Annotated in this window: 17 protein-coding genes; 12 read left to right on the top strand and 5 right to left on the bottom strand. The window is 32.7% G+C overall.

What is annotated here, in order from left to right; translation table 11 throughout:
• Nucleotides 1–3: 3 nt before the first annotated feature.
• The 12 genes from cobM (at nt 4) to J8L88_RS07790 (ending at nt 16582) form a co-directional block, all read left to right on the top strand.
• Entirely contained in the window at nt 4–1845 is a 1842-nt protein-coding gene (gene cobM, locus J8L88_RS07845; protein WP_211060437.1) for a precorrin-4 C(11)-methyltransferase, read from the top strand.
• 22 nt (nt 1846–1867) lie between these two features.
• A complete protein-coding gene (locus J8L88_RS07840) occupies nt 1868–2623 on the top strand; it encodes a precorrin-6A/cobalt-precorrin-6A reductase (RefSeq protein ID WP_211060436.1) in 756 nt (251 codons plus the stop codon).
• Nucleotides 2620–3705 (top strand): cobalt-precorrin-5B (C(1))-methyltransferase CbiD, encoded by a 1086-nt coding sequence (gene cbiD, locus J8L88_RS07835; RefSeq protein ID WP_211060435.1) that lies wholly within the window; start codon nt 2620–2622, stop codon nt 3703–3705. The genes J8L88_RS07840 and cbiD overlap by 4 nt, the downstream gene beginning before the upstream one ends.
• Entirely contained in the window at nt 3702–4418 is a 717-nt protein-coding gene (locus tag J8L88_RS07830) for a hypothetical protein (protein ID WP_211060434.1), read from the top strand. The genes cbiD and J8L88_RS07830 overlap by 4 nt, the downstream gene beginning before the upstream one ends.
• Complete coding sequence (locus tag J8L88_RS07825; protein ID WP_211060433.1) at nt 4415–6082, top strand: AAA family ATPase; 1668 nt, start codon at nt 4415–4417, stop codon at nt 6080–6082. The genes J8L88_RS07830 and J8L88_RS07825 overlap by 4 nt, the downstream gene beginning before the upstream one ends.
• Nucleotides 6079–7419: a cobyrinate a,c-diamide synthase gene (locus J8L88_RS07820; protein ID WP_211060432.1), complete on the top strand. Its 1341-nt coding sequence runs from the start codon at nt 6079–6081 to the stop codon at nt 7417–7419. Before J8L88_RS07825 ends, J8L88_RS07820 begins: the two co-directional genes overlap by 4 nt.
• Before the next feature lie 68 nt (nt 7420–7487).
• Nucleotides 7488–8075 carry a cob(I)yrinic acid a,c-diamide adenosyltransferase gene (locus tag J8L88_RS07815; protein ID WP_211060431.1) on the top strand — a complete coding sequence of 196 codons (588 nt, stop codon included), beginning with the start codon at nt 7488–7490 and terminating at the stop codon, nt 8073–8075.
• Nucleotides 8076–8136: 61 nt separating this feature from the next.
• Complete coding sequence (cobW, locus tag J8L88_RS07810; protein ID WP_211060430.1) at nt 8137–9204, top strand: cobalamin biosynthesis protein CobW; 1068 nt, start codon at nt 8137–8139, stop codon at nt 9202–9204.
• Between the two features lie 65 nt (nt 9205–9269).
• Complete coding sequence (gene cobN / locus J8L88_RS07805) at nt 9270–13016, top strand: cobaltochelatase subunit CobN (protein ID WP_211060429.1); 3747 nt, start codon at nt 9270–9272, stop codon at nt 13014–13016.
• Between the two features lie 272 nt (nt 13017–13288).
• Complete coding sequence (locus J8L88_RS07800; RefSeq protein ID WP_211060428.1) at nt 13289–14383, top strand: AraC family transcriptional regulator; 1095 nt, start codon at nt 13289–13291, stop codon at nt 14381–14383.
• Nucleotides 14384–14536: 153 nt separating this feature from the next.
• Nucleotides 14537–15058 (top strand): hypothetical protein, encoded by a 522-nt coding sequence (locus tag J8L88_RS07795; protein ID WP_211060427.1) that lies wholly within the window; start codon nt 14537–14539, stop codon nt 15056–15058.
• Nucleotides 15059–15169: 111 nt separating this feature from the next.
• Nucleotides 15170–16582: a S41 family peptidase gene (locus J8L88_RS07790; RefSeq protein ID WP_211060426.1), complete on the top strand. Its 1413-nt coding sequence runs from the start codon at nt 15170–15172 to the stop codon at nt 16580–16582.
• Nucleotides 16583–16747: 165 nt separating this feature from the next.
• On the opposite strand, the gene J8L88_RS07785 is transcribed toward J8L88_RS07790, so the two are convergent.
• From J8L88_RS07785 to J8L88_RS07765, 5 genes are all read right to left on the bottom strand, one after another.
• Complete coding sequence (locus J8L88_RS07785) at nt 16748–17614, bottom strand: hypothetical protein (protein WP_211060425.1); 867 nt, start codon at nt 17612–17614, stop codon at nt 16748–16750.
• Nucleotides 17615–17770: 156 nt separating this feature from the next.
• Nucleotides 17771–18574: a DUF4249 family protein gene (locus J8L88_RS07780; RefSeq protein ID WP_211060424.1), complete on the bottom strand. Its 804-nt coding sequence runs from the start codon at nt 18572–18574 to the stop codon at nt 17771–17773.
• A 4-nt stretch (nt 18575–18578) separates the two neighbouring features.
• Nucleotides 18579–21284 carry a TonB-dependent receptor gene (locus J8L88_RS07775; RefSeq protein ID WP_051336308.1) on the bottom strand — a complete coding sequence of 902 codons (2706 nt, stop codon included), beginning with the start codon at nt 21282–21284 and terminating at the stop codon, nt 18579–18581.
• An 87-nt stretch (nt 21285–21371) separates the two neighbouring features.
• Nucleotides 21372–22328 carry a FecR family protein gene (locus J8L88_RS07770; RefSeq protein ID WP_211060423.1) on the bottom strand — a complete coding sequence of 319 codons (957 nt, stop codon included), beginning with the start codon at nt 22326–22328 and terminating at the stop codon, nt 21372–21374.
• 71 nt (nt 22329–22399) lie between these two features.
• On the bottom strand, nt 22400–22918 hold the full coding sequence (locus J8L88_RS07765) for a sigma-70 family RNA polymerase sigma factor (RefSeq protein ID WP_027395234.1): 519 nt from the start codon (nt 22916–22918) through the stop codon (nt 22400–22402).
• Nucleotides 22919–22923 lie beyond the last annotated feature (5 nt).

Below are 22923 nucleotides of genomic sequence, written 5' to 3'. Positions count from 1 at the left end.
TACATGAAAAAAATAGCCATCATAGCAGTTACTGAAAAAGGGATTGAAAAAGCCCTCATTATTCAGAAAGAATTTCCAAAATCATTGGTAATTACAACATTGCAATCCAATGATGAAAATGTATCGACCATTGCATCTATTTCGGACTATCTAAAGGAAAATTTTATAAAATTAGATGGTATTTGTTTTGTTACTGCCTTAGGCATTTGTGTACGACTAATTGCACCTTATATTCAAGATAAAAATATGGATCCTGCAGTAGTTTCTGTGGATGATTTAGGGTTGAATGTACAATCAGTATTGAGTGGACATAAAGGTGGTGCAAATGATTTTACATCAAAAATTGCTGTGATTTTAGGAGCAAAACCTATTATATCTACCTCGAGTGATGTGCAAAACATATGGGCATTAGATACGCTAGGTACTCAATTTGATTGGCAAGTAGAAAGTTCTCCGTCAATGAACAAAACGATGGCGTTGTTCGTAAATAATAAACCAACAGCTTTGCTATTAGATATTAAAGATAAAGGAACAAAGCATTTAGAAAAAACGGTTCCTTATTTTGTTACTGTTTTTTATAGTGAAGCAGATATTGATTACTCACAGTTTGAATTACTAATAGTTGTAAGTTACAAAGTGTACGAGGCAAGTATTCCAAGTTTATTTTATATCCCAAAAGTACTCTCTATTGGTTCAGGATGCTCCAAACAGTTAGATTCAGTGCTGTTTGAAACTACTTTAAAAGAAGAACTAAAGCGTAGAAACATTTATTTTTTAGCGATTAAAAACTTTGGTTCTATAGACATAAAAGCAAAGCAACAAGCATATTTAGATTTCAGTAGCAATAACAAGATTCCATTTAGCACATTTACAGCGGATGAAATCGATACGATTACAGTGCCAAATCCAAGTGAAGTAGTGAAATCTAAAATTGGTGTACATGGTGTGTCAGAATCTACGGCAATGTTGTTTTCTGGAAATAAAAATGTATTGGTTGAAAAACAAAAAATCCATTTAGATAATGGTGAGAAATTTACATTTTCCATAGCTGTAGACACCAATGCAGAACGTAGAACTGCTGTTGCCATTATTGGAGCAGGACCTGGAGATGAGGACTTGATAACTGTAAAGGGAAAACAATATTTACAAGAAGCTGATTGTGTATTATATGCAGGTAGTTTAGTGCCAGAAGAAATGACTAGTTGGTGTAAACCAGGTGCTATTGTTAGAAACTCTGCAATGATGACCTTAGAAGAGCAAGTATCTATAATGCAAGAACATTATAGAAAAGGAAACTCAATTGTGCGTTTACAATCTGGAGATCCATCTTTATATGGGGCGATTCAAGAGCAAATGACCATTTTTGATGAGTTGGGGATGGATTATTTTATTGTACCAGGAATTTCTGCTTTTAGTGCAGCGGCAGCCGTCTTAAAATCAGAATTTACTATTCCTGAAGTTGTGCAATCTATTGTATTAACTCGCGGAGAAGGCAAAACACCAATGCCTTCTAGAGAGAGTATTTCAGCTTTTGCGGCAACGAATGCTACCATGTGTATTTTTTTAAGTGCTGGAATTGCTAAAAAAGTAGAAGCACAATTGTTAGAACATTTTGATGCAGATACTCCTGTGGCAGTGATGTACAGAATATCATGGAAGGATGAAGAAATTTTTCAAGGAAAATTATCGGAATTAGCCGCTATTGTAAAGAAAAGCAAGAAAACAAGAACCGTATTAATTGTAGTAGGTCATGCTATTGGCGCACGTAAAAACCGTTCTCAATTATATAGCCCAGAATGGAAACATATTTTTAGAACTAATAAGAAATTTGTAGTAACAGAATAATAATTCATCAATAAGAAACAAAATGACACTAGTTTTTGGAGGTACAACAGAAGGTAAAAAAACAGCCACTTTATTAGAAGGTATTGCGCTGCCTTTCGTGTATTCTACAAAAACAAACATTCCTTTTATAACCACTAAAATTGCCAGTTACAGATATGGCGCTTTAGATGAAAAGCAATTAGAAAAATACATCATAGATAACTCTATAAAAACAATTGTTAATGCTTCTCATCCATTTGCAGAACTATTACATAATACCATAGCCAAAGTTGCTGAACGTATGCAAATACCTGTAATACGCTTTGGACGACAATTACTCTCTAAAACAGCACATTCATTAGTGTCTTATGTCAACACATATAATGAGGCTTTAGAGTTATTGCAAGAAAATCAAAGAGTATTAGCGCTAACTGGAGTACAATCGATTAAAAGATTAACACCTTGGTGGAAGGAAAACGCTACGTGTTTTAGAATATTAAACAGACCTGAATCATTAGCAATTGCAGCAGAAAGTGATTTTCCAAAAGAACAGTTGATTTTAGGTTTGCCTTCTTCAGATCTGAAAAAAGAAATAGACTTAATTAAGAAGCATCAGATCGATGTTGTTTTAACCAAAGAAACTGGAAGCAGTGGGTTTTTAAGTACAAAAATTGAAGCGGCTTTAAAAACAAATGCACAAATTATTATTATTAAGCAACCTAAAATACCGGAGTACTTTAAGATAGTATATACTATTGATGAATTGGAGTTGCTTATTTCTAAAACGGAGGTAGTATGAGTTTAAGGAAAGTTCCAAAAGGTCCATTAAGAGATGGGTTTACAACGGGTACTTGTGCTACTGCTGCCGCTAAATCAGGTTTGAAGGCTATTATTCACCAGAAAAAAAGTAAAGTTGTTAAAGTATACTTACCTATAGATAAAATCCTCGAAATACCTATTCACCATTGCGAGTTTACAGAAAGCACATCCAATTGTTCAGTAATTAAAGATGCTGGAGATGATCCAGATGTTACCAATGGGGTAGAGATAGGTTGTATGCTAAAATTAACACGAGAAAAAGGTATTCAGTTTATTGCTGGAGAAGGTGTTGGCACAGTTACTCTTGAAGGTTTAGAGCTTGCTATTGGCGAACCTGCTATCAACCCTGTTCCAAGAAAAATGATAACTAGCGCTCTTCAAAAACTATTGCACGATTACGATTTAGAATGTGGTGTATCTGTTACTGTTTATGTTACTGATGGGAAAAAATTAGCCAAACGAACCCTTAATGAAAGAGTAGGTATCATGAATGGGATTTCTATTTTAGGAACAACCGGAATTGTGAAGCCTTACTCTGCGTCATCCTATATAGCAAGTATAGAACAAGGAATTGATGTTGCTATTGCAAACAAGGTAACAGAATTGGTTATTAATTCTGGTGCTAGAAGTGAAAAATATTTATCCAGTAAATTCGATTATTTACCAGAATACGCTTTTATCCATTATGGAAACTGGATAGGAGAGACCCTCAATAAAATTAATCAATCATCAATAGAAAGAGTAAGTATTGGCATTATGTTGGGCAAGGCTGTGAAACTAGCTGGTGGAGTTACGGATACGCATAGTTGTGTCTCTAGTTGGAATAAAGGTTTTGTAGTGGAATTAGCGCAAAAGGTTGGTTATAAGGATGCAGATAAAATCAAATCCTTAAATATGGCTGGACGGTTGATTGAATTATTTGATTTTGAGCAAGACTCTTCTTTTTTTCAGTTGCTATTAAAACATTGTTATCAGCATACACATGTAAAAATTAAACAGGTAACGCTCGATATTTACCTTATTCATAAAAACGGAACATTTATTAAATATAATAAAAAATGACTTTTACTTCTTTAATTAGACCTTTGATGGCGGGGATTTTACACTCTTTTGAGCCAGATCACGTAACAGCAGTTTCTGTGCTAGCTACGGAGAATGCTATTAATAAAAAAAAGGTAAGCTTTAAATCAGTATTCAAAGCATCTCAATGGGCATTTGGCCATTCGGTTACCTTATTACTATTTGGAGGAGTGGCATTATTTTTTAAAAGTATGGCCACTTTAGTGGTACATGATATTTCGTTTTATGCAGAATTAGCTGTTGGTCCTATTATGATTTGGTTAGGTATTGTAGCCATTAGAAGAAATCACGCTATTAATGAAATGGTAAAAGATCATAAAAAAATTGAACCTCACGAACATGAACTTTCTAACCCAATTCATTTACATGGAACCAAAGGTGAAGAAATAGCCGTAAATCCAATGAATAGATCGTTTTGGATTGGTATGTTACACGGATTGGCAGGTACTGGTGGTGCATTAACTTCTGCGCTAGTCTTAAGCAGTGCTACAATTGGAGATGCGCTTCTTGTTTTAGCTATAGAATCCATAGGGATCATTGTAGCAATGGGAGTATATAGTTATGTTTTGATTGTTGTGATGAGTCGGTTTTTAGAACGTAATTTATCTATTTTCAAGTGGATGAACGGTATTGCTGGATTAGCGTCAATAATTATTGGTTTGATATGGATCTATAATAATAGTACGGTATTATGATACAAGACAAAAAACAAATCAATTTTCCTTTTTCGGCTATTGTTGGTCAAGATGATTTTAAGCTAGCACTTATATTAAATTTAATTGATCCTCTTATTGGAGGAGTATTAGCTATTGGTGATAAAGGAACCGGAAAAACCACGTTAATTAGATCGTTAACAAATCTAATGAGTCATCAAGAACATTATCCTTTTGTGAATTTACCTATGGGTGTTACAGAAGATCGACTTATTGGAAGTATTAATTTGGAAGAATTAATTAATGCTAAAAAAGAAGTTGTTAACCTGGGATTAATGGCACAAGCGCACCAAGGTGTTTTATATGTAGATGAAGTTAACTTACTACAAGACTACCTTACAGACATCTTATTAGATGCCGCCGCCTCTGGCAGCTATTATGTAGAAAGAGAAGGCGTATCTCGTTATTTTAAAAGTCAATTTTGTTTGGTGGGCTCTATGAACCCTGAGGAAGGAAATGTAAGGCCGCAATTAAAAGATCGTTTTGGATTAAGCGTCAATATAACAACACCTACAGATCCTAAAGTGCGTCAAAAAATCATCAAACAACGTTTTGAGTTTGATGATAATCCTGTCGAATTTGTCACTAATTATAAAAATAAAGATGAAGAGGTAGCAATACAAATAGAGATTGCTAAAAACAATTTAAAATCTGTAAAAGTAAATGATTCGATTATTGAATATTGTAGTGAACTAGCTATTCAGCATCAAGTAGAAGGTTTGCGTGCAGATATCTTACTATTAAAAACAGCAAGAGCCTATACTACATATCAAAATGGATCAGAAGTTACCAAAGAGTCAGTAGATAAAATTGCCGATTTTGTATTAAATCATAGACGTTTAAGCAATCCGTCGAACCAACAAAACTCATCACAAAAACAACATAATCAACAAGAGCAAACTCCTTCTAAAACAGGCATTTATAAAGAAGAAAAAATAAATATTCTACCTCCTCAAAACGAATTTAGGAAGCCAAAAGAAATAACAGCAAATACAATTGATAATCAAAATTCAATTCGAAACAGCAAAGGAAATGTTACTTCTACGGATACAAAAAAGACAGTAAGTCAATATGTAGCCACAGATAAATTTGAATTAAAAACCAAAAGGAAGAGCAACTTTTTGAAACAGCATCATATCTTTTTAATAGATTCTAGTGGCTCTATGCTTAAAGATGAAATCATAGCATATGCCAAAGGTGCTGTGCATAAAATTGCAGAACAATCGAAAAAACAAAACACGCAATTCTCTATTATTTCTTTATTTGATGGTGAAGCACAACATATTCTAAATCAAACGGGAATATTAAAAGAAATAGAAATTGTATTAGCAGGTCTTAAAACGGGAGGAAAGACCAATTTAATTGCTGGTTTTAAAGAAATAAAAGGGATTTGTGCAGATATAGCGTTTCATCACAATCTTCATATTATTACGGATGGGAAATTAAACGCAACGCATATATTAGAAGATATAGTACTAGCTTTTCAAACCTATTGTAAAGGAATACATAGGACTCAAATAATTGATGCAGAAAAAGGGATGGTGAAAGTTGGAGTTGCTCAAGAATTAGCAAATCGCATTCAGGCTAATTACGAAATTTTAGTAAGAACAACAGTTTCTGAAATCCCAACACATACCATAGGATGAGCAAACAATTTATCATATCTGCTCCAAGTAGTAACGCTGGTAAAACTACTGTTACTTTAGGATTATTGCGGTTGTTTAATCGTCAAGATAGAGCAGTCCAACCTTTTAAAGTCGGGCCAGATTATATTGATCCAAAATTTCATGAATTAGCTAGTGGAAAAATAGGTGTCAATTTAGATCTATTTATGATGACTCAAGCTGAAATAAATAACAGTTTAAATTTCTATGGAAATAATACTCAGATTAATTGCATAGAAGGTGTTATGGGATTGTTTGATGGTGCAAAAAAAGACCAAGGTAGTACCGCCGAAATGTCAAAAAAACTACAAACACCTGTTTTAATGGTGATTGATGCTAAAGCAGTTGCTTATTCTGTAGCTCCGCTTATTCAAGGTTTTACAAATTTTGATGCAGCCGTAAAAATAATGGGAGTTGTGTTTAACCGAGTAGGTTCAGAAAGACATTACACTATGTTAAAAGAAGCTTGCGAAGATATTGGTATAGATTGTTTTGGGTACCTGCCTAATTTAAAAAATATTGAAATTCCGTCAAGACACTTAGGTTTAAATATACAAGGAATTGAAAAGTTTGATAGTGTAATTGACAGAATAGCTACTCAATTAGATAAAACGGTTGATTGGGAAGCGATTTTAGAAGCTTCAAAAGAAGTAGTACCAAAAGCTATTTCAGAAAAGAAATCAACAGTAGGCAAGAACATAAAATTTGCAGTGGCCAGAGATGAAGCCTTTAACTTTATATATCCTCAGAATATTTCAGCAATGAAAGAGGTAGGTGAAGTAACCTATTTTAGTCCTTTGCACGATGCTATGCTTCCTGATTGTGATTTTGTCTATGTACCAGGTGGCTATCCAGAATCCTATTTAGGAGAACTGTCTAGTAATAAAGCGATGCTTTCTAGTATTAAAGAATTTGCTCAGAATAATGGTCAGATCTATGCAGAATGTGGGGGCATGATGTATTTAGGAAAGTTTATGATATCTGAAAATAATGAGGCTTTTGAAATGGTTAATTATTTTGATTTTGAATCGACAATCGCTAATAAAAAATTGCATTTAGGATACCGCACCTGCAAAATTAATGGTCATACTTTTAAAGGACATGAGTTTCATTATTCAAGCTTAGTAAATGATAATGAAACGACTATAGAGGTTATGATTACAAACGCAAGAGGTGGTGAAACTACCACAAAAATTCATAAAAAAAATAAGGTAATGGGTTCTTATGTACATCACTATTTTGGTACATCAGAAAAATTATTACAATTGATTAACCAAGTAAACTACCTCGGGGAAAGTCCGCGAGACATTGATAGGTAATTAAATTTTAATTTCGAGGCAAACCTCGGGTATTATACCCTTTGGCGGTGCCAATAAATAAGTAACGTATGAAGATTTATACAAGAAAAGGAGACAAAGGAACTACCGGAGTTTTTGGAGGCAAAAGAACTTATAAAAATTCTGCACGAATTGAATGTATCGGAACCTTAGATGAGGTGAATTCTACCATTGGGTTACTGCGTTCTAAATTAGAAAATGATCACGAATGGCAACCCAATCTACATCGTATTCAAAAAGATATGATGAATATGATGTCGCATTTAGCAAGGCCATCGGATTCTAAAAAAGAAAACCCTAATCCAGAACCTAAAGATGGTGCTGAATTTTGTGAACAATGGTTAGACGAAATGGAAGATAGTATTAGTTCTCCTTCTGATTATTTTTTATTACCAGGTGGAAACGAAATCTCCGCACTTTGTCACGTTTGTAGAACGCAGGTAAGAAGAGGAGAAAGAACGTTGGTTACCTTAATGCAAGAGGACCCAGAGTGCGTACACGATTATATTATGAGTTATGTAAACAGAATGTCTGATTTGTTTTTCACAATGGCAAGAGCAGAAATGGACAAGCACGGTGTTGCGGAAGAAAAATGGAATTTATTTTTATATAAGCGTAAGAAGAAGAAAACAACATAGTATTATCAATACTAATAATTTAAACATACAATTCATCATTAAGAACTTATAATTTAAAGAAATGAATAAAATACCAATTACCATAGTTACCGGATTTTTAGGCGTAGGAAAAACGACTTTAGTACATAACATGTTAAAGAACGCTAATGGAAAGCGTATCGCTGTTTTGGTAAATGAATTTGGAGAAGTAGATGTAGATGGACAATTAATAGCATCTTCAGAATGTGATGATGATGGTTGCAATTTAATTCAATTACCCAACGGATGTATCTGTTGTACGGTGCAGGAAGAGTTTTTACCGTCTATGTTACAGTTGTTAGAGCGTAAAGAAGAAATTGATCATATTGTGATAGAAACTTCGGGTTTATCTATGCCTAAACCTTTAGTAAAGGCAGTAAACTGGCCAGATTTAAAACCTCATATTACTATAGATTCTGTAATTACTGTAGTAGATGCTGTTGGAATTGCCACTGGAGAAATTTGCGATAGAGAACGTGTGCAAGCGCAACGTTTGGCGGATGATACGTTAGACCACGAAACACCAATTGAAGAATTGTTTTTAGACCAATTATCCTGTGCTGATTTAGTTTTAGTAAGTAAAAGAGATTTGGTGGATGATGAAAGTTTTTCAGCCATCACTAAAATAGTTACAGAGAAAGCAAGACCAAACACTAAAATTGTTCCTGTTGTAAAAGGAGAATTAGATAATTCTATTTTATTAGGTATTCAGGCCTCTGCAGAAGATGATGTAGATAATCGTCATTCTATTCACGAAGAGCATCATAAACACGGACATCACCACCACCATAATGATGATATTAAAACGGTTTTATTAGAATACCCTGAAACAGCAGATATTAAAGCGTTAGTAAAAGATTTAAAAGCACTTGTAGAGAAACATGAAATTTATAGAATTAAAGGTTTTGTAAATATCCCTAACAAACCCATGCGTATGGTTTTACAAGGTGTAGGCTCTCGTTTCGATTATTATTTCGAAAGATCTTGGGGAACTAATGAAACTCGTAAAACAAGTATAGTGGTTATTGGTCGTAATATAGAACTAACCAAAGAAAATAAAATGATCACTCATTCACATAGTCACAATCACGGACATGCCCATTCTCATTAATAGATGAATAATTTGCTGTTCCATTGTAAATCAATAGTATTTAGGTTTCATAAAAATCATAAGACGTGCATTTAATATCTACGATACCAGGTGGCTGGAATCCTAATGATGAAGGAGTTTTTTATATTGATCAATCTCCAGGAGACATTGTTTTTTTGTCTTCCGCAGATTCTGATTTATTTATGATGAATAATGCTTATAAGTTAATTCATAATGCAGTAGAAAAAGCACCCTCATTTCGGTTTGCAAATCTTAGTTATTTTAAACAAGAATTAACGATAGATACGTATATCGATGAGGTGATTGCTGAGGCAAAAATTGTAGTATTAAAATTGTTGGGAGGAAAAGCCTATTACAATTATTTGTGCGAAGCGGTTACAGAATGTTGCGAAGAAAACGATATCCAATTATTGTTTTTGCCAGGTGATAATAAACCAGATTTAGAGTTGATGCAATCTTCTAATATTCCGTTAAAAGATGTCGATTTAATCTGGAAGTACATGCAAGCTGGTGGTATTGAAAATTGCCAAGCTGCTTTACAATTAATTAGCAATAGAATTACGGATGCAACAGTAATACCTGATGCTATTAAAACCATTCCTGATTTATTTTTATATCACCCTAAAGAAGGGATTTATAGTACACAATCCCCTGCGTTAAAGAGAAAAAAAGCTATTGTTTTTGGATATCGAAGTTATTATTTATCCAATAATTTAGCGCCTATTCATAGTATTATTGATGCTTTAGAATCACACAATATTTCAACAGTTGTTTTAATGGCCGCTGGCTATCGCGAACACGATATTAAGCAACAAATATTTGATTTACTAAAAATGCATCAAACAGAAAAACCTCAAATTATTATTAATACTACAGGTTTTAGTGTGCAAGGTTTTCATGACACCGCACAAAGTTTGTTCGATGTGTTTAACGTACCCGTTATTCAAGCTATTATAGGAAGTTGTAATCGCGAAAGTTGGCTCGAAGGAAATTTTGGGCTACCACCTACCGATATCGCTATGAATATAGCTTTGCCAGAAGTGGATGGTAAAATTATATCAAAAGTCATTTCCTTTAAAGAGTCCATAGAAAAAGACACACTTACCGATTCCGAAGTAGTTTCTTATGCGCCTAATGTAGAAGGTTGCCAGTTTGTTGCCGAAATGGCAAAAGCTTGGATTAATTTACAGCAGAAAACGAATGCCGAGAAGAAAATCGCATTAATATTACCTAATTATCCGAATAACAACAGTCGTTTGGCGAATGGTGTGGGGTTAGATACTCCACAAAGCACCTTGCAAATTTTAGCGCAATTGGCTCATGAAAACTATGCATTAGCACCTAATTTTCCTAAAACAACCAAAGAGCTAATAGATAAATTAACCAACTCGGTTACTAATAATGTAGAATCGATAAATACCTTAAACGAGCGCCACGCTATTAAATTAGACGAGGCTGTTTTTTATCAGTATTACAATCAGCTTTCAAAAACTCTTAGGGATACCATTGAAGCACAATGGGGAAATCCAAATGAGTCTCCTAATTATCAAAAAGGTTATTTTTTAATTCCTGGCTTTATTTCTGAAAATGTATTAGTAAGTATCCAACCCAGTAGAGGTTATAATTTAGATTTACAAGCCAGTTATCATTCGCCAGATTTACCTCCACCACCGGCTTATTTAGCCTATTATATTTGGTTGCAACATAGTTTTAAGGCGGATGCTTTAGTGCATATTGGTAAACACGGAAACTTAGAATGGTTACCTGGAAAAAGTGTTGCTTTGAGCAAAGAAACCTGCTTTCCTGCAGCTATTTTAGGAGCGATTCCACATTTTTATCCTTTTATTATTAATGACCCGGGAGAAGGAACACAAGCTAAAAGAAGGAATCAGGCGATTATATTAGACCATTTAATTCCACCAATGACAAGAGCAGAAAATTATGGTGATTTATTAAAGTTAGAATTGTTAATTGATGAATTTTATGAATCTGCTTTAGTTGATAAAAGAAGAGCTGAATTAATTAAAACTAAAATTGAAAACCTTGTAAATGAAACCCATCTGAAAAGTGATTTAAATCAAGATGGAAAAGATATCGATGCTCTATTAGAAGTTATTGATGGTTATTTATGTGAACTCAAGGAATCTCAAATTAGAGGTGGATTGCATATTTTAGGAGTGTTACCTAGGCAAGAAAAATTAGCGGATTTAATTGTTGCTTTACATCGTTTACCTCAAGGTAATTTAAAAGGAATTACACAATGTTTAGCTGAGGATTTACAATTGAATTTTGATCCGATAGATGTTTCTTATGCAGGTCTTTTTGAAAAAGAAATTTTCGGTATTTCATGTCGTACATATGGGCAAGCAGTAGAGCTTCTAGAGAACAAAGCTAAAAACCTTGTTGGTCAATTAGTGAGTAATAATCAAAACGAAAACCTAGGTGAATATGCACAAGAGATATTAGCCTATATACAACAACATACATTGCCTGTTTTGCACAAAACAAGAAATGAAATTACACATTTAATTAAAGGATTAAACGGTCAATATATTCCTGCTGGTGGTTCTGGCGCTCCTACTAGAGGGAGATTGGATATTTTACCTACAGGAAGAAACTTTTATTCGGTAGATGTTCGTACCGTTCCTTCGGAAGCTGCTTATCAATTAGGGCAAAAAAGTGCGCAGAATATTATTGACCGCTATTTACAAGAAAATGGTGAGTATCCAACTTCAATTGGTTTATCGGTTTGGGGAACATCTACCATGCGTACCAGTGGTGATGATATTGCACAAGCTTTGGCTTTAATTGGTGTACAGCCTGTTTGGCAAGGAAGCAATCGAAGAGTGAAAGATTTTAAAGTACTTTCTATTTTAGAATTAAAACGTCCGCGAGTAGATGTAATGCTTCGTATTTCTGGATTTTTTAGAGATGCTTTTCCGGATTTAATTTCCTTATTTAATGCCGCTGTTGAAAAAGTAGCTTCTTTAGATGAAACTAATGAACAGAATCCTATAAAAAAACGATTTGATGAAGAGAAACGGCAATGGCAAGAAGAAGGTTTAGACGAAAAGCAGGCTAATGAACGTGCTTTGTATCGAGTTTTTGGTTCAAAACCAGGTGCTTATGGTGCAGGATTACAAGGTTTAATTGACGGTAAAAACTGGACAACCTCGGGTGATTTAGCACAAGCTTATATCAATTGGAGTGGTTATGCCTATTTCGGAAAAAGTAACAGTGGAAAATCTGCTCACGAAACCTTCAAAAAACGATTATCGAATATTGAAGTAGTAATGCAAAATCAAGATAATAGAGAACATGATATTCTAGATTCTGATGACTATTATCAATTTCAAGGAGGAATGACGGCAGCTGTAAATACGATAAAAGGAAGTCAACCCAACACTTATTTTGGAGACCATTCTCGACCTGAGAATCCGAAGATAAAATCGTTGAAAGAGGAATTACTGAAAGTATTTCGTTCAAGAGTTATAAACCCTAAATGGATGCAAGGAATGCAAGAACATGGTTACAAAGGCGCCTTTGAAATGGCAGCTACTATGGACTATCTTTTTGCTTATGATGCCACCACGAATCTAATAGAGGATTTTATGTACGAACAAATTACAGATAGGTATTTGTTTGATGATGAGAATAAAGCTTTTATAGAAGAGCATAATCCTTGGGCTTTAAAAGATATGTCAGAGCGCATGTTAGAAGCCATCCAAAGAGGTATGTGGGAGAATCCTTCAGAAGCAATTGTAGATGAATTAAAGGAAATTTATAAAAATGCAGATGCCATCACAGAATAGAAAATTTAATATTCAACTCTAAGATTAGAAAGGTAATATTAAATTTAAATCATAAAATGCATAGTTACAACCTGTGCATTATTAGATACATGTATTTTAAAAAGAAGTTTTATTATTTAACTATTTCTTTTGATAATACTTTCCGTCCTATTTTTTAGCAGGAATCTTACATTTAAAGATAAAGTCTTTATAATTTTTATTATTACATAATGTAACACTACACTTTTAAATTCGTTATGAGTATAATTGGTTATAATTAATTTTTACAAGGATTGGATATAAAACTATTAGACCTCGCTATTATTGTTAGTGGAATTATTGGATACTTTATAAGTATCTCATTAGTGACCACTTCTTTTTATAAAAGTCGTGCTAATAAATATCTGGCGTTATCTCTATTCTTGTTAACAAGTTTAACCTTTTTAGGTTGGTATGAGATAGGGAATTTTGTCTTACAATTTTTAGACAATATTATGTTAGAGCTTTTGGTTGCAGTAGCTTTATTTACATATTTTTTAATTCATATCGAACATAAGTATCTTACAAAAAAATGGTATAGATTGCTTTACTTTCCTTTCATCGGTTCTGTAATTCTTGAACTTGGTGTTTCTTTTTTTGATATTGTTTTAAATATTTACAATCCTGATTTTGATGCAATAACATATGATATTAAGGATCAATTATCTTTTTTATATAATGTATTATTAATTTTTTGGGGGAGATATTTGATAAAAAAAGCAAATACGATTTCTATAGAAAAAAAGCGTTGGTTATTAAGACTCAACCTTTTTATTATATGCATTATTATTTGTTGGCTTTTATCTAACATAGAACTTTATATATATGATTCAGAATTTATCACCAGTTTTCTGTGGATACTACTTTCTTTTCTGTCGTGGTGGATATTATATTATGGGGTTTTTAAACTACAGATAATAGCCCAAAAAGATGAAATACACCAGTATTTAGTTTCACAAAAAACAACTAATACTTTTGTGAAAAAGAAAATAAATGAAACCACCGTTTCTAAAATCATTACAGAATTATATAAAGTAATGGAAGAGGAAGAGTTATATAAAAATCCACTTTTAAGTAGATTAGATTTAGCAAATCGCTTGGGAACAAGCGAAGGATATTTATCGCAGATCATAAATCAAGAAATCAGTAAGAGTGTTATTCAGTTTGTAAATGAATATCGTATTGAAGCTGCTAAAAAACTATTACAAGATCCTGTATTTAATAAATATTCGATCGTAGCTATTGGTATGGAATCAGGTTTTAAATCTAAAAGTGCTTTCTACAAAACTTTCAATACCACTCTAGGAATGTCTCCTGGAGCCTTCAGAAAACTTCAACAAAAGTCCTGATTCGTAATATTCCATTGTTTCAGGACTTCTCCTGACTTAAAATTACTTTTTATTTTTTTGACACTTATACTTTTACATAAGTAATTCAAAAATGTAAAAATGTAAAAACGCTACTTAATCTTATTAATAAAACCTTTCAAATTAATGTTAAGTATGAGAAAAGTAGTTTTTGTCTTGTTGTTATTTCCTAGCCCTTATTTTGGGTTTTCACAGAATATAAAAGAAGCTTCAGTAGAAACATCAATTTTTGGTATTCAAATTGGAGTTTTGAATATATGGACTCATAATGAGCTAAAATTATTCAATCAAATTGTTTTGCGAAGTGAAATTGGTTTAGGAGGCCCTAACACAGCGAATATTGCACCTGCTTTAGCGTTAGAACCACGTTGGTATTATAATCTGAAAGCACGAGCGAAAAAGGGTAAAAGAATAGATGGTAATAGTGGAAATTACGTGTCGTTTAGATCGAGCTATCATTTTTATGATGTTTCAGAAGATGATAAAAATTCACTAAACAATCTACTACTGGCACCAACTTGGGGTATTAGAAGAAATATTGGTAATCATTTTAATTACGAAGCAGGGTTAGGTTTAGGACTTGGTTTTGGGAACGATAAGGAGAGAGGTATTAACACGATACCCTATCTGAGTCTCAAAATTGGATATCGCTTTTAAAAACAGCGAGTACCTTAAAAATTAGGTTCGATTTTCTTCAGTTGTAATAAATAGAACCTGATTAATCTTTTTAAAACAAATTACTTTTTATAAAAATCAAAAAACAGAATTATGATATTACGAACAATCAAAAAAGAACTCTCTTTTTCAATTAGTAAAAAATGGTATCTATATATAATGGTGTTTTTTATTTTCTCTTGTCAATCTGATGATGACGCCACCATTCTTCCTGTGGAAGATCCAATGAATGGTTTTTGGATGTCAGAAGAAAAAGGATACATTTTAGAGTTGACTGATGATAATAACATTTTTTATAATATAAATACAGTAGGATGTTCCATTCAGGACGATGATTTTGTTCCAGAAGATTACTTTGGATTGCACCTAGAACTGGCTAACGAAAATGAGCTTGTAGCTTCTACAGATTTATCAGACTCAGAAATAGTATTTACTCGGTTATCAAGTCAAACTCCAAACTGTTTACCTGATCAGGTTTCCAGTACAGAAGATCCAAAAGTAAATTTTGATCATTTTTGGAATATTTTTAATGACCATTATGCTTTTTTTGATACTAGAAATGTAGACTGGTCTCAATATGAAGATTTAAGAGATCAAGTTACAGAGGATAATTTTTATGATGTTTTAGAAGAGCTTGTTGTTTTATTAGAAGATGCCCACGTAAGTGTCTATGATGAAGATAATGATATTGAAATTAACTCAGGAGACCCCAAATTATTAGAAAGATTAAATGCTAACCTAACTGGAGAGTTGGTAATAGAAAGTGAGGACGATTATTTTAATCTTGTTGATCAAAAAATAACTACAATCGTCACGGAGTATTTAGGAGGAAGTTTTGAAATAGATGATAGTGAGAACATATTATGGGGATTGATCGATGATACAGTAGGATATATTGTTATTGGAACTATGGAAGGGTACGGAACAAATTTCAGTAATGAGTTATCAACATTAAATACTGTACTAGACACTATAATGAACGACCTAAGAGAATCAGGAGTTTCTAAATTAATTATCGATATACGTTTTAATGATGGAGGCTATGACACAGCTGCTTTAGATATGGTATCTCGTTTTATGGATCAGGAACGGATTTCATATTTTAAGAAAGCTAGGTTAGGAGATAGCTTTACGGAAAATAAGTCTTTCTCTGTAGGACCAAAAGGGGACTTTCAGTTTACAGATGATATTATAGTACTAACGAGCCCTTATAGTGTAAGTGCAGCTGAACTCTTTGCGTTATGCGTAAAAGACTTGCCATATGTAACTATAGTAGGAGAAAATACAGCAGGTGCTTTTTCTACTATTCTTACTCATATATTACCTAATGGAGCAGAAGTAGGATTATCTAATGAAGTATATAGTGATGCGCAAGGAGAAGTTTTTGAAGCAGTTGGAATTGGTCCCGAAAATCAAGAAAACAGGGTACCATTTTTATCAACTCTAGATTTTCAAGAAGAAAAAGATGGTGGAATAGAACGCGCTTTAGAATTACTAAATAATTAATAAGACACTTAATGAAAAGATTATTTTAGATAGAAGATTATTAATAATAGTAAAGCCAGTTATTTTGATAACTGGCTTTTTTGTAGTTAAAGTAAAATACTCGATTTTATTTAAAACTGCTTCAAAATCTATGTTTTTACTATTTATAGATAGTAGTACTATCAATTATTGCAATGATATATCAAACGTCTCTTCAAAACCTTGCTCAATGAAGTCATTAATCGTTTGGTCGTGGTCTCCGGAACCTGTGATTATGTTTGTGTTTTTAGACTGTAGAAGTTCAATTTCTGAAGTTGTAAGTCTACCAACTGCTTGATCTACTTCTCCGTATACGTAGGTAATACTAGATAAGTCATCAAAAGAATCAAGAAGTTCAGTGTATCTATTCATTGCAAATCCGGCAGCTAATCGGTTTAAGTTTCTATCGATAACATCCATTTCTGGTTCTTGATCCGGAATTGGATTAGTTCCGTTTTCGAAATACCCAGCCCTTCCTTCAGAAAAAGCTTCCCACATAACAGTTTCCATATCTAATCTACCTGCCATAATCAAATACTTATCTGCGACATCTATCCCTTTCTTTGCGATAAGATCTTGTGTCACGAAAGCTCCAAATGAAATTCCTAATACATAGACTGTTCTGCCTTGATTTTTAAAATAATTGACAACCTTGTACAGCATTTCTACACTTTCTGAATTAAAGTTAATTGCTTGATTAAATGTAATATCATCATTTTCGAACGGGCTTGGGTTTAATGTTTGTGCTTGGTGTACGTTTACAGCTAAAAGGTCGGTAGTATCAAAAGTTTGAAAAATTTCGTCTACTTCACCTGTACTAAGTTCTGTATCAGGACCACTTTGCACATTGATCAGAACGATAGGAGCATCTTCATCACCTTTAAAATAAATTAAATCCTTAATTTCTTGTGATATTTCAAGAGGTTCATCAATAACGATATCATCATCAGAGTCGCAGCTGATGAAAAATAATGATAAAATAAGGACCGTTGTGTACATGCGATAATGTTTCATAATAATTTAATTTTTGAATTGTTTATAATAATCTGATAGGGTACACCTCTATTAAGGTAACCTCCTAAAATGTTGTAATTGATTAAAATCAAAGTATGGGATCAGGATAGGTTAGTATCCTGATTTATTTATTAAAAAAGTATTCTAGGTAGTTGTTTAGAAATCTATGGTAATAGGAGTTAATCCTGACACACCAAAATTACCTAGTACCAATTCATTTGTTGTCATATTGGTGATATTACCAACTAGGTTGACAGGTAAAAACAAAGAGGATAATTCTGGTTCATTTCCTTGGTTACTAATGACATTGCTATAAAACTGAAACGTAGTGAAGTTAATGTTACTGATGTTTACATTTAATGTTTCGCCTTCGTTCATACCAGTTATAACAAGAATTTTTTCTTCCTCTTCATTGATGATTCTGTCATTGGATACGATCAATTCATCAGAAATTAATGTACCATCTTTAAGAATTTCTAACTGAATTAAATAGAAATTTTGTACATCAATTGGACCGGTAAAAGTAATTCGAATGCTATCATTGGTCTTTTCCATATCCGTAATAGGAATAGGGGGTCTTAAAATTTCCTCTTCTGATATAAGTACAGTTTGGTCTTGTAATATGGTTTCTATCCAATACGTATTTCCTATAATAGGAGTAATCATTTCTGAAGTAGTATACGTTCCATTATTTACTGTAAAAGAATCCGAAACCAATGATACATCATCAGATGAATCTTTCATAAATAAGGATATTTGAGCATCATTTACAGGATTAAAGATCGTGTCGGTTACTGGAACGGTTTTTTGAACCTGAATTGAAACAAATCCCACTTCATTAGTCAATAATCCTGAGATAAATACCTGTTCTTTAAACTCAAAATCTTGACTAATATCCTCAACACAACTTATTAATGTGAATAATGAAATAAATGCTATGTATATATGTAGTTTTTTCATGGTTCTAAAATTTAAAATTGTAGGAGATGAATGGAATTGGTGCGGCGATAAATGAAATTTGAGACGTTTCTAATTGGTTATTGTCAAAAACAGAATTAATCGAAAACGCATTTTTACGACCATACACATTATATAAACCAAAATTCCAGCTTCCTTTCCAGTTCGTTTTAGGATTATCGGTAGGTGTATATGTAAACGAGATGTCTGCTCTATGGGTATTCGGGATTCTAAAAGCGTTTCTATCAGAATACGTAATGAATGCATCTCCATCGATAATCAACCTACCATTAGGCTCGGTGATGGGTCTTCCTGTTTGATAGGTAAAAAAAGCTCCAACTTCCCACTTTTTAGATAATTTATAATTTGCCGTAAGATTGAATATATGAGGTCTATCAAAATTCGAAGGAAAATAAGTGTTTCTATTAATCTGTTCTGAGGAGAAATTGCTTTTTGTTTTCCGTTTTGATACAGAATAGGTGTAGTTTACATTTCCAGTTAGTTTTCCTTTGTTCTTATGAGCGGCAAATTCTAGTCCATAAGAAAAACCTTTAGCGGCCACTAATTCAGTTTCTAAATTATCAAAGACTCCTAATCGAGCACCATTTTTATAAACTATTATATCATCAAATGTTTTGTAGTATCCCTCTATCGAAAAATTATAATTTTGATCCTTGGTGTCATAGGCATATCCGGCAGAAAATTGATTTACTTTTAAGGGAGCAATATGCTCACCAGATGGTTTCCAACTATCGTTTGGTAATGTTATCGTTTGTCTATTGATGGAATGGACGTATTGAAAAATTCTATTATATCCTATTTTAAAAGCTTTTCGATCATTAATATCATATTTTACAGACATGCGTGGTTCAAGTCCAAAATAAGTTTTCGATATCTCATTATTCTTTACCCTTCTGTTTCCTACAATTGAGTTTTGTGTTTGCGCAAGATTAGGGTCGTAGATAGCAATGTTTTCTTCCCCAAAATTTGCAAACCAAGAATATCTTAAACCGGTCTGTAATGATAATTTATTCCATTGTTTTTGAATACTATAATAGGCGGCGAGTTCTAACGCTTTTTCTTTGTCCAGAACTTGTTTGCCTGCTGTACCAGTAATTTTGGGAACGAATTGATATAAGTTGCCAGAAAGCCCAAATCGCATTTGGGTATTAGGATTTAAATAATAAGTAAAATCAGGTTTAAAAATCCAATTCTCAATAGATCTCTCAACAGTTTCTTCAATGTTTTCCTCAATTTCTTCTTCCCGAAGATCTTCTCTTTGCCCTAATGAGAAATCATATTTACTATAAATACCTGTTATATTAGAAAATAATCTATTTGAAAAAGTGTGATTCCATCGTATAGTAGTGGTAGTGTTTGTCCATCCTAGGTCCAAATCAGTATCAAATCCACCTTCTCCATTTTCTTCTTCTTGATTAAATTTTAAGACATCTGCAGCAAAAATACCTGATACATATAACCTATTATTTTTATTGATATTCCAGCTAAGTTTTGTGTTTAAATCATAAAAATGAAATTTATCGACAGCCTCGTTACCTTTAAATAAAGGAAAAAATACATCAAAATAAGAACGTCTTCCAGAAGCTAAAAAACTTATTTTATCCTTTTTAATAGGACCTTCTATTGTTAATTTAGAAAACAATAATCCCAATCCACCTTCTCCTTTAATTCTCTTTAAACTTCCATTTTTTTGTCGAATTTCTAATACTGATGATGCTCTTCCTCCAAAGCGAGCCGGTATTTCGCCTTTATATAATTTTAATATTTTAACTGCATCTGCATTGAAAATGGAAAATAATCCAAACAAATGAGAGGTGTTATACAAAGGTGCTTCGTCTAGTAGAATTAAATTTTGATCCACATTTCCACCTCTTACATTAAAACCACTGGTTCCCTCACCAATACTACTGATACCTGGTTGAGTTAAAACTGCTCGTGAAATATCTGGTTCTCCTAAAAGAGATGGTAATTTCTTAATTTCTGAAGTTGTTAAATTGGTAGTTCCTCCTAAAATTGGTGCTACCTGACTTTTGTTATTCTGATTTGTCTGTATTATTACCTCGTCTAATTCATTTGAGGATGGCCTAAGCTCTATCTTTATGCTCAAATCATTGTTTAACTGAATATCTAAGGTTTTAGTGGAATAGCCTAAATAAGAAATCTCCAAAAGATAGCCTCCTTTAGGTAACGTTATAGAATAAAAGCCATATTCATTGGTAAATACTCCGTTGTTATTATTTTTGATAATAATACTGGCACCCAAAAGTGTTTCGCCTGTATTCGCATCTCTAACAATCCCGCTAATAGTATAATCATCATCTTGTTTTTTAGCTTTAGAAAGAATAATGTGATTTTTCTTAATTTCATAAGAAATTCTAGTATCCTTAAAAAGCAACTCGAGCGTTTCGGTTATATCTTTTTTTATAACAGTTATACTAAAATTTTGATTGACATCGATTACGTCATTGCTAAATATAAAAGCGTAAGACGTTTGTGTTTCAATTTTATTGATAATTGATTGTAAAGAACTATTTTCTTCTTCTAGTGTAACATTTTTTTGAGAAAACCCATTGAATCCCAAGAGTTGAAAACAAAAAACCAAATAAAAAAAGAAAGATAATTTCATTAAAAAAGAGGGTTTTCCATAACTATTTTTTGGCCATGAAATGACCCCAAAATGGTATATTTTCATACATTTGAATATTGTTAATTAATACTGATTTCGCGATTAGAATTTTTTAACTTTTATAGTGGGAAAATGCCAGTTTTCCCACTTTTTTTATTTTATTATCCACTCATTTGTTTTCGTATTTAGTTGATATGTAAAGCTTTTTGAAATTGTAAGTATTTCAAAAATTTCATTTATAGGAGTTGTATTGTCGAAAGCCCCAGTAAATCTAGCAGTGGCAATGTTTTCATTTTTTAAGAGTATTGATGTGCCAAAATGCGCTTTTAAGTCGACTGCTATTTCTCTAAAGGTTTTATTTTCGAATTGTATTTTCCCTTCTTTCCAGGCAATATGGGATTCATTAGTGCCCATATTAGATTTTAGGACTTCTTTAGTTTTCTTGTAGAAGGTTACTTTTTGATTTGGAATTAAGAATACACTTTCTTTGAACTGAGTATTGGAAGTAACGGCTACTTTACCAGTTAATAGCTTTGTTTCTGTAATTGCACTATCTGTATATGATTTTACATTAAAACTGGTGCCCAAAGCTTTTACGGTGATATGATTCGCTGTAGTTACAGTAAATGGGTGTAAGGTATCTTTAGCTACCTCAAAAAATGCTTCTCCTTCTAGATATAAAGTTCTTGGATCTTCTGAGTTATAGGATAGATTACTAGAAGCATTTAGCCATACAATAGAACCATCTGATAGTTTGATGTTTTTTTGTTCACCAAAAGTTGTTTGCACAACTATTTGATTCTTATTGGAGGATAAGGTATTGTAGAAATATACTCCAGAAATGAGTATAACAAATATAGCCGCATACTTTAGCATTTCTTTCCAAACTACTGTTTTGGGTTTCACTGTAGTAAAAAAACGTTTTTTGGCTTCTTCAACAGAAGGGTCTTTCGTAGCAGTATGGTTATAGATGGTTGTTATTTTGGTAAATAGTGCTTTATCAAAATCGGGAGAGTTTTTCCATTTTTCTACTTTCAGAATAGTATTATCATCCGCGGTTTGCGAAATATATTCCCAAAGTTCAGTTTCTGTAATTTTAAAATGCTCCATACCCAAAAGGTGTTAATTAGATATAAGACGTTTGCGGAGCAGGAGTACCCTATTAAAATTTTGATTTTTTTTTATAAATAATCTTTTAAGCCTTTCTTAAATGCTGCTAAGGCTTTTGAAATATGGAGTTCTACAGTTTTTATAGAAATGCCTTTTTTTTGGGAAATTTCTTTGTAGGTAAAACCTTTATCTCTTGATAATTTAAAAATATCTGTTGTTTTTTGTTCCAAAGTAGTATAGATATTTTCGATGCGCTCTAGCAATTCCCATTGTTTATCAATCTCAGTTTCTAAAGTAGTATGGAGCGCATATACATTTGTATGTTTCTCTCTAGTTCTTTTCTTTCTATAAGAATCGATGATTTTATTTTTTAGTGTAGTGATTAAAAATGATTCTATAGAACGTTCGGATTGGTTAATATGCTCAAAGTTTTCCCAAAGCTTTATAAATGTTTCTTGTACTAACTCTTCAGAAAGCTCGGTTTCTTCTAAAACTTTTAAAGCGTAATTGTACAATCTGTTATAGTGCTTGTCAAACAAATTGGAGAATTTAGCTTCTTTGGTAGAATTCGATGTAGTTTTTTTATCCAAATATT

It is taken from the genome of Aquimarina sp. MMG015, assembly GCF_018100855.1.
Lineage (GTDB): Bacteria > Bacteroidota > Bacteroidia > Flavobacteriales > Flavobacteriaceae > Aquimarina > Aquimarina latercula.
This window is presented reverse-complemented; position numbering and strand designations above follow the sequence as displayed.

What these genes read in the sequence shown, in the direction of transcription:
- cobM (WP_211060437.1), top strand. Translation starts at nt 4, where the DNA reads ATGAAAAAAATAGCCATCATAGCAGTTACTGAAAAAGGGATTGAAAAA.
- J8L88_RS07840 (WP_211060436.1), top strand. Translation starts at nt 1,868, where the DNA reads ATGACACTAGTTTTTGGAGGTACAACAGAAGGTAAAAAAACAGCCACT.
- cbiD (WP_211060435.1), top strand. Translation starts at nt 2,620, where the DNA reads ATGAGTTTAAGGAAAGTTCCAAAAGGTCCATTAAGAGATGGGTTTACA.
- J8L88_RS07830 (WP_211060434.1), top strand. Translation starts at nt 3,702, where the DNA reads ATGACTTTTACTTCTTTAATTAGACCTTTGATGGCGGGGATTTTACAC.
- J8L88_RS07825 (WP_211060433.1), top strand. Translation starts at nt 4,415, where the DNA reads ATGATACAAGACAAAAAACAAATCAATTTTCCTTTTTCGGCTATTGTT.
- J8L88_RS07820 (WP_211060432.1), top strand. Translation starts at nt 6,079, where the DNA reads ATGAGCAAACAATTTATCATATCTGCTCCAAGTAGTAACGCTGGTAAA.
- J8L88_RS07815 (WP_211060431.1), top strand. Translation starts at nt 7,488, where the DNA reads ATGAAGATTTATACAAGAAAAGGAGACAAAGGAACTACCGGAGTTTTT.
- cobW (WP_211060430.1), top strand. Translation starts at nt 8,137, where the DNA reads ATGAATAAAATACCAATTACCATAGTTACCGGATTTTTAGGCGTAGGA.
- J8L88_RS07795 (WP_211060427.1), top strand. Translation starts at nt 14,537, where the DNA reads ATGAGAAAAGTAGTTTTTGTCTTGTTGTTATTTCCTAGCCCTTATTTT.
- J8L88_RS07790 (WP_211060426.1), top strand. Translation starts at nt 15,170, where the DNA reads ATGATATTACGAACAATCAAAAAAGAACTCTCTTTTTCAATTAGTAAA.
- J8L88_RS07785 (WP_211060425.1), bottom strand. Translation starts at nt 17,614, where the DNA reads ATGAAACATTATCGCATGTACACAACGGTCCTTATTTTATCATTATTT.
- J8L88_RS07780 (WP_211060424.1), bottom strand. Translation starts at nt 18,574, where the DNA reads ATGAAAAAACTACATATATACATAGCATTTATTTCATTATTCACATTA.
- J8L88_RS07775 (WP_051336308.1), bottom strand. Translation starts at nt 21,284, where the DNA reads ATGAAAATATACCATTTTGGGGTCATTTCATGGCCAAAAAATAGTTAT.
- J8L88_RS07770 (WP_211060423.1), bottom strand. Translation starts at nt 22,328, where the DNA reads ATGGAGCATTTTAAAATTACAGAAACTGAACTTTGGGAATATATTTCG.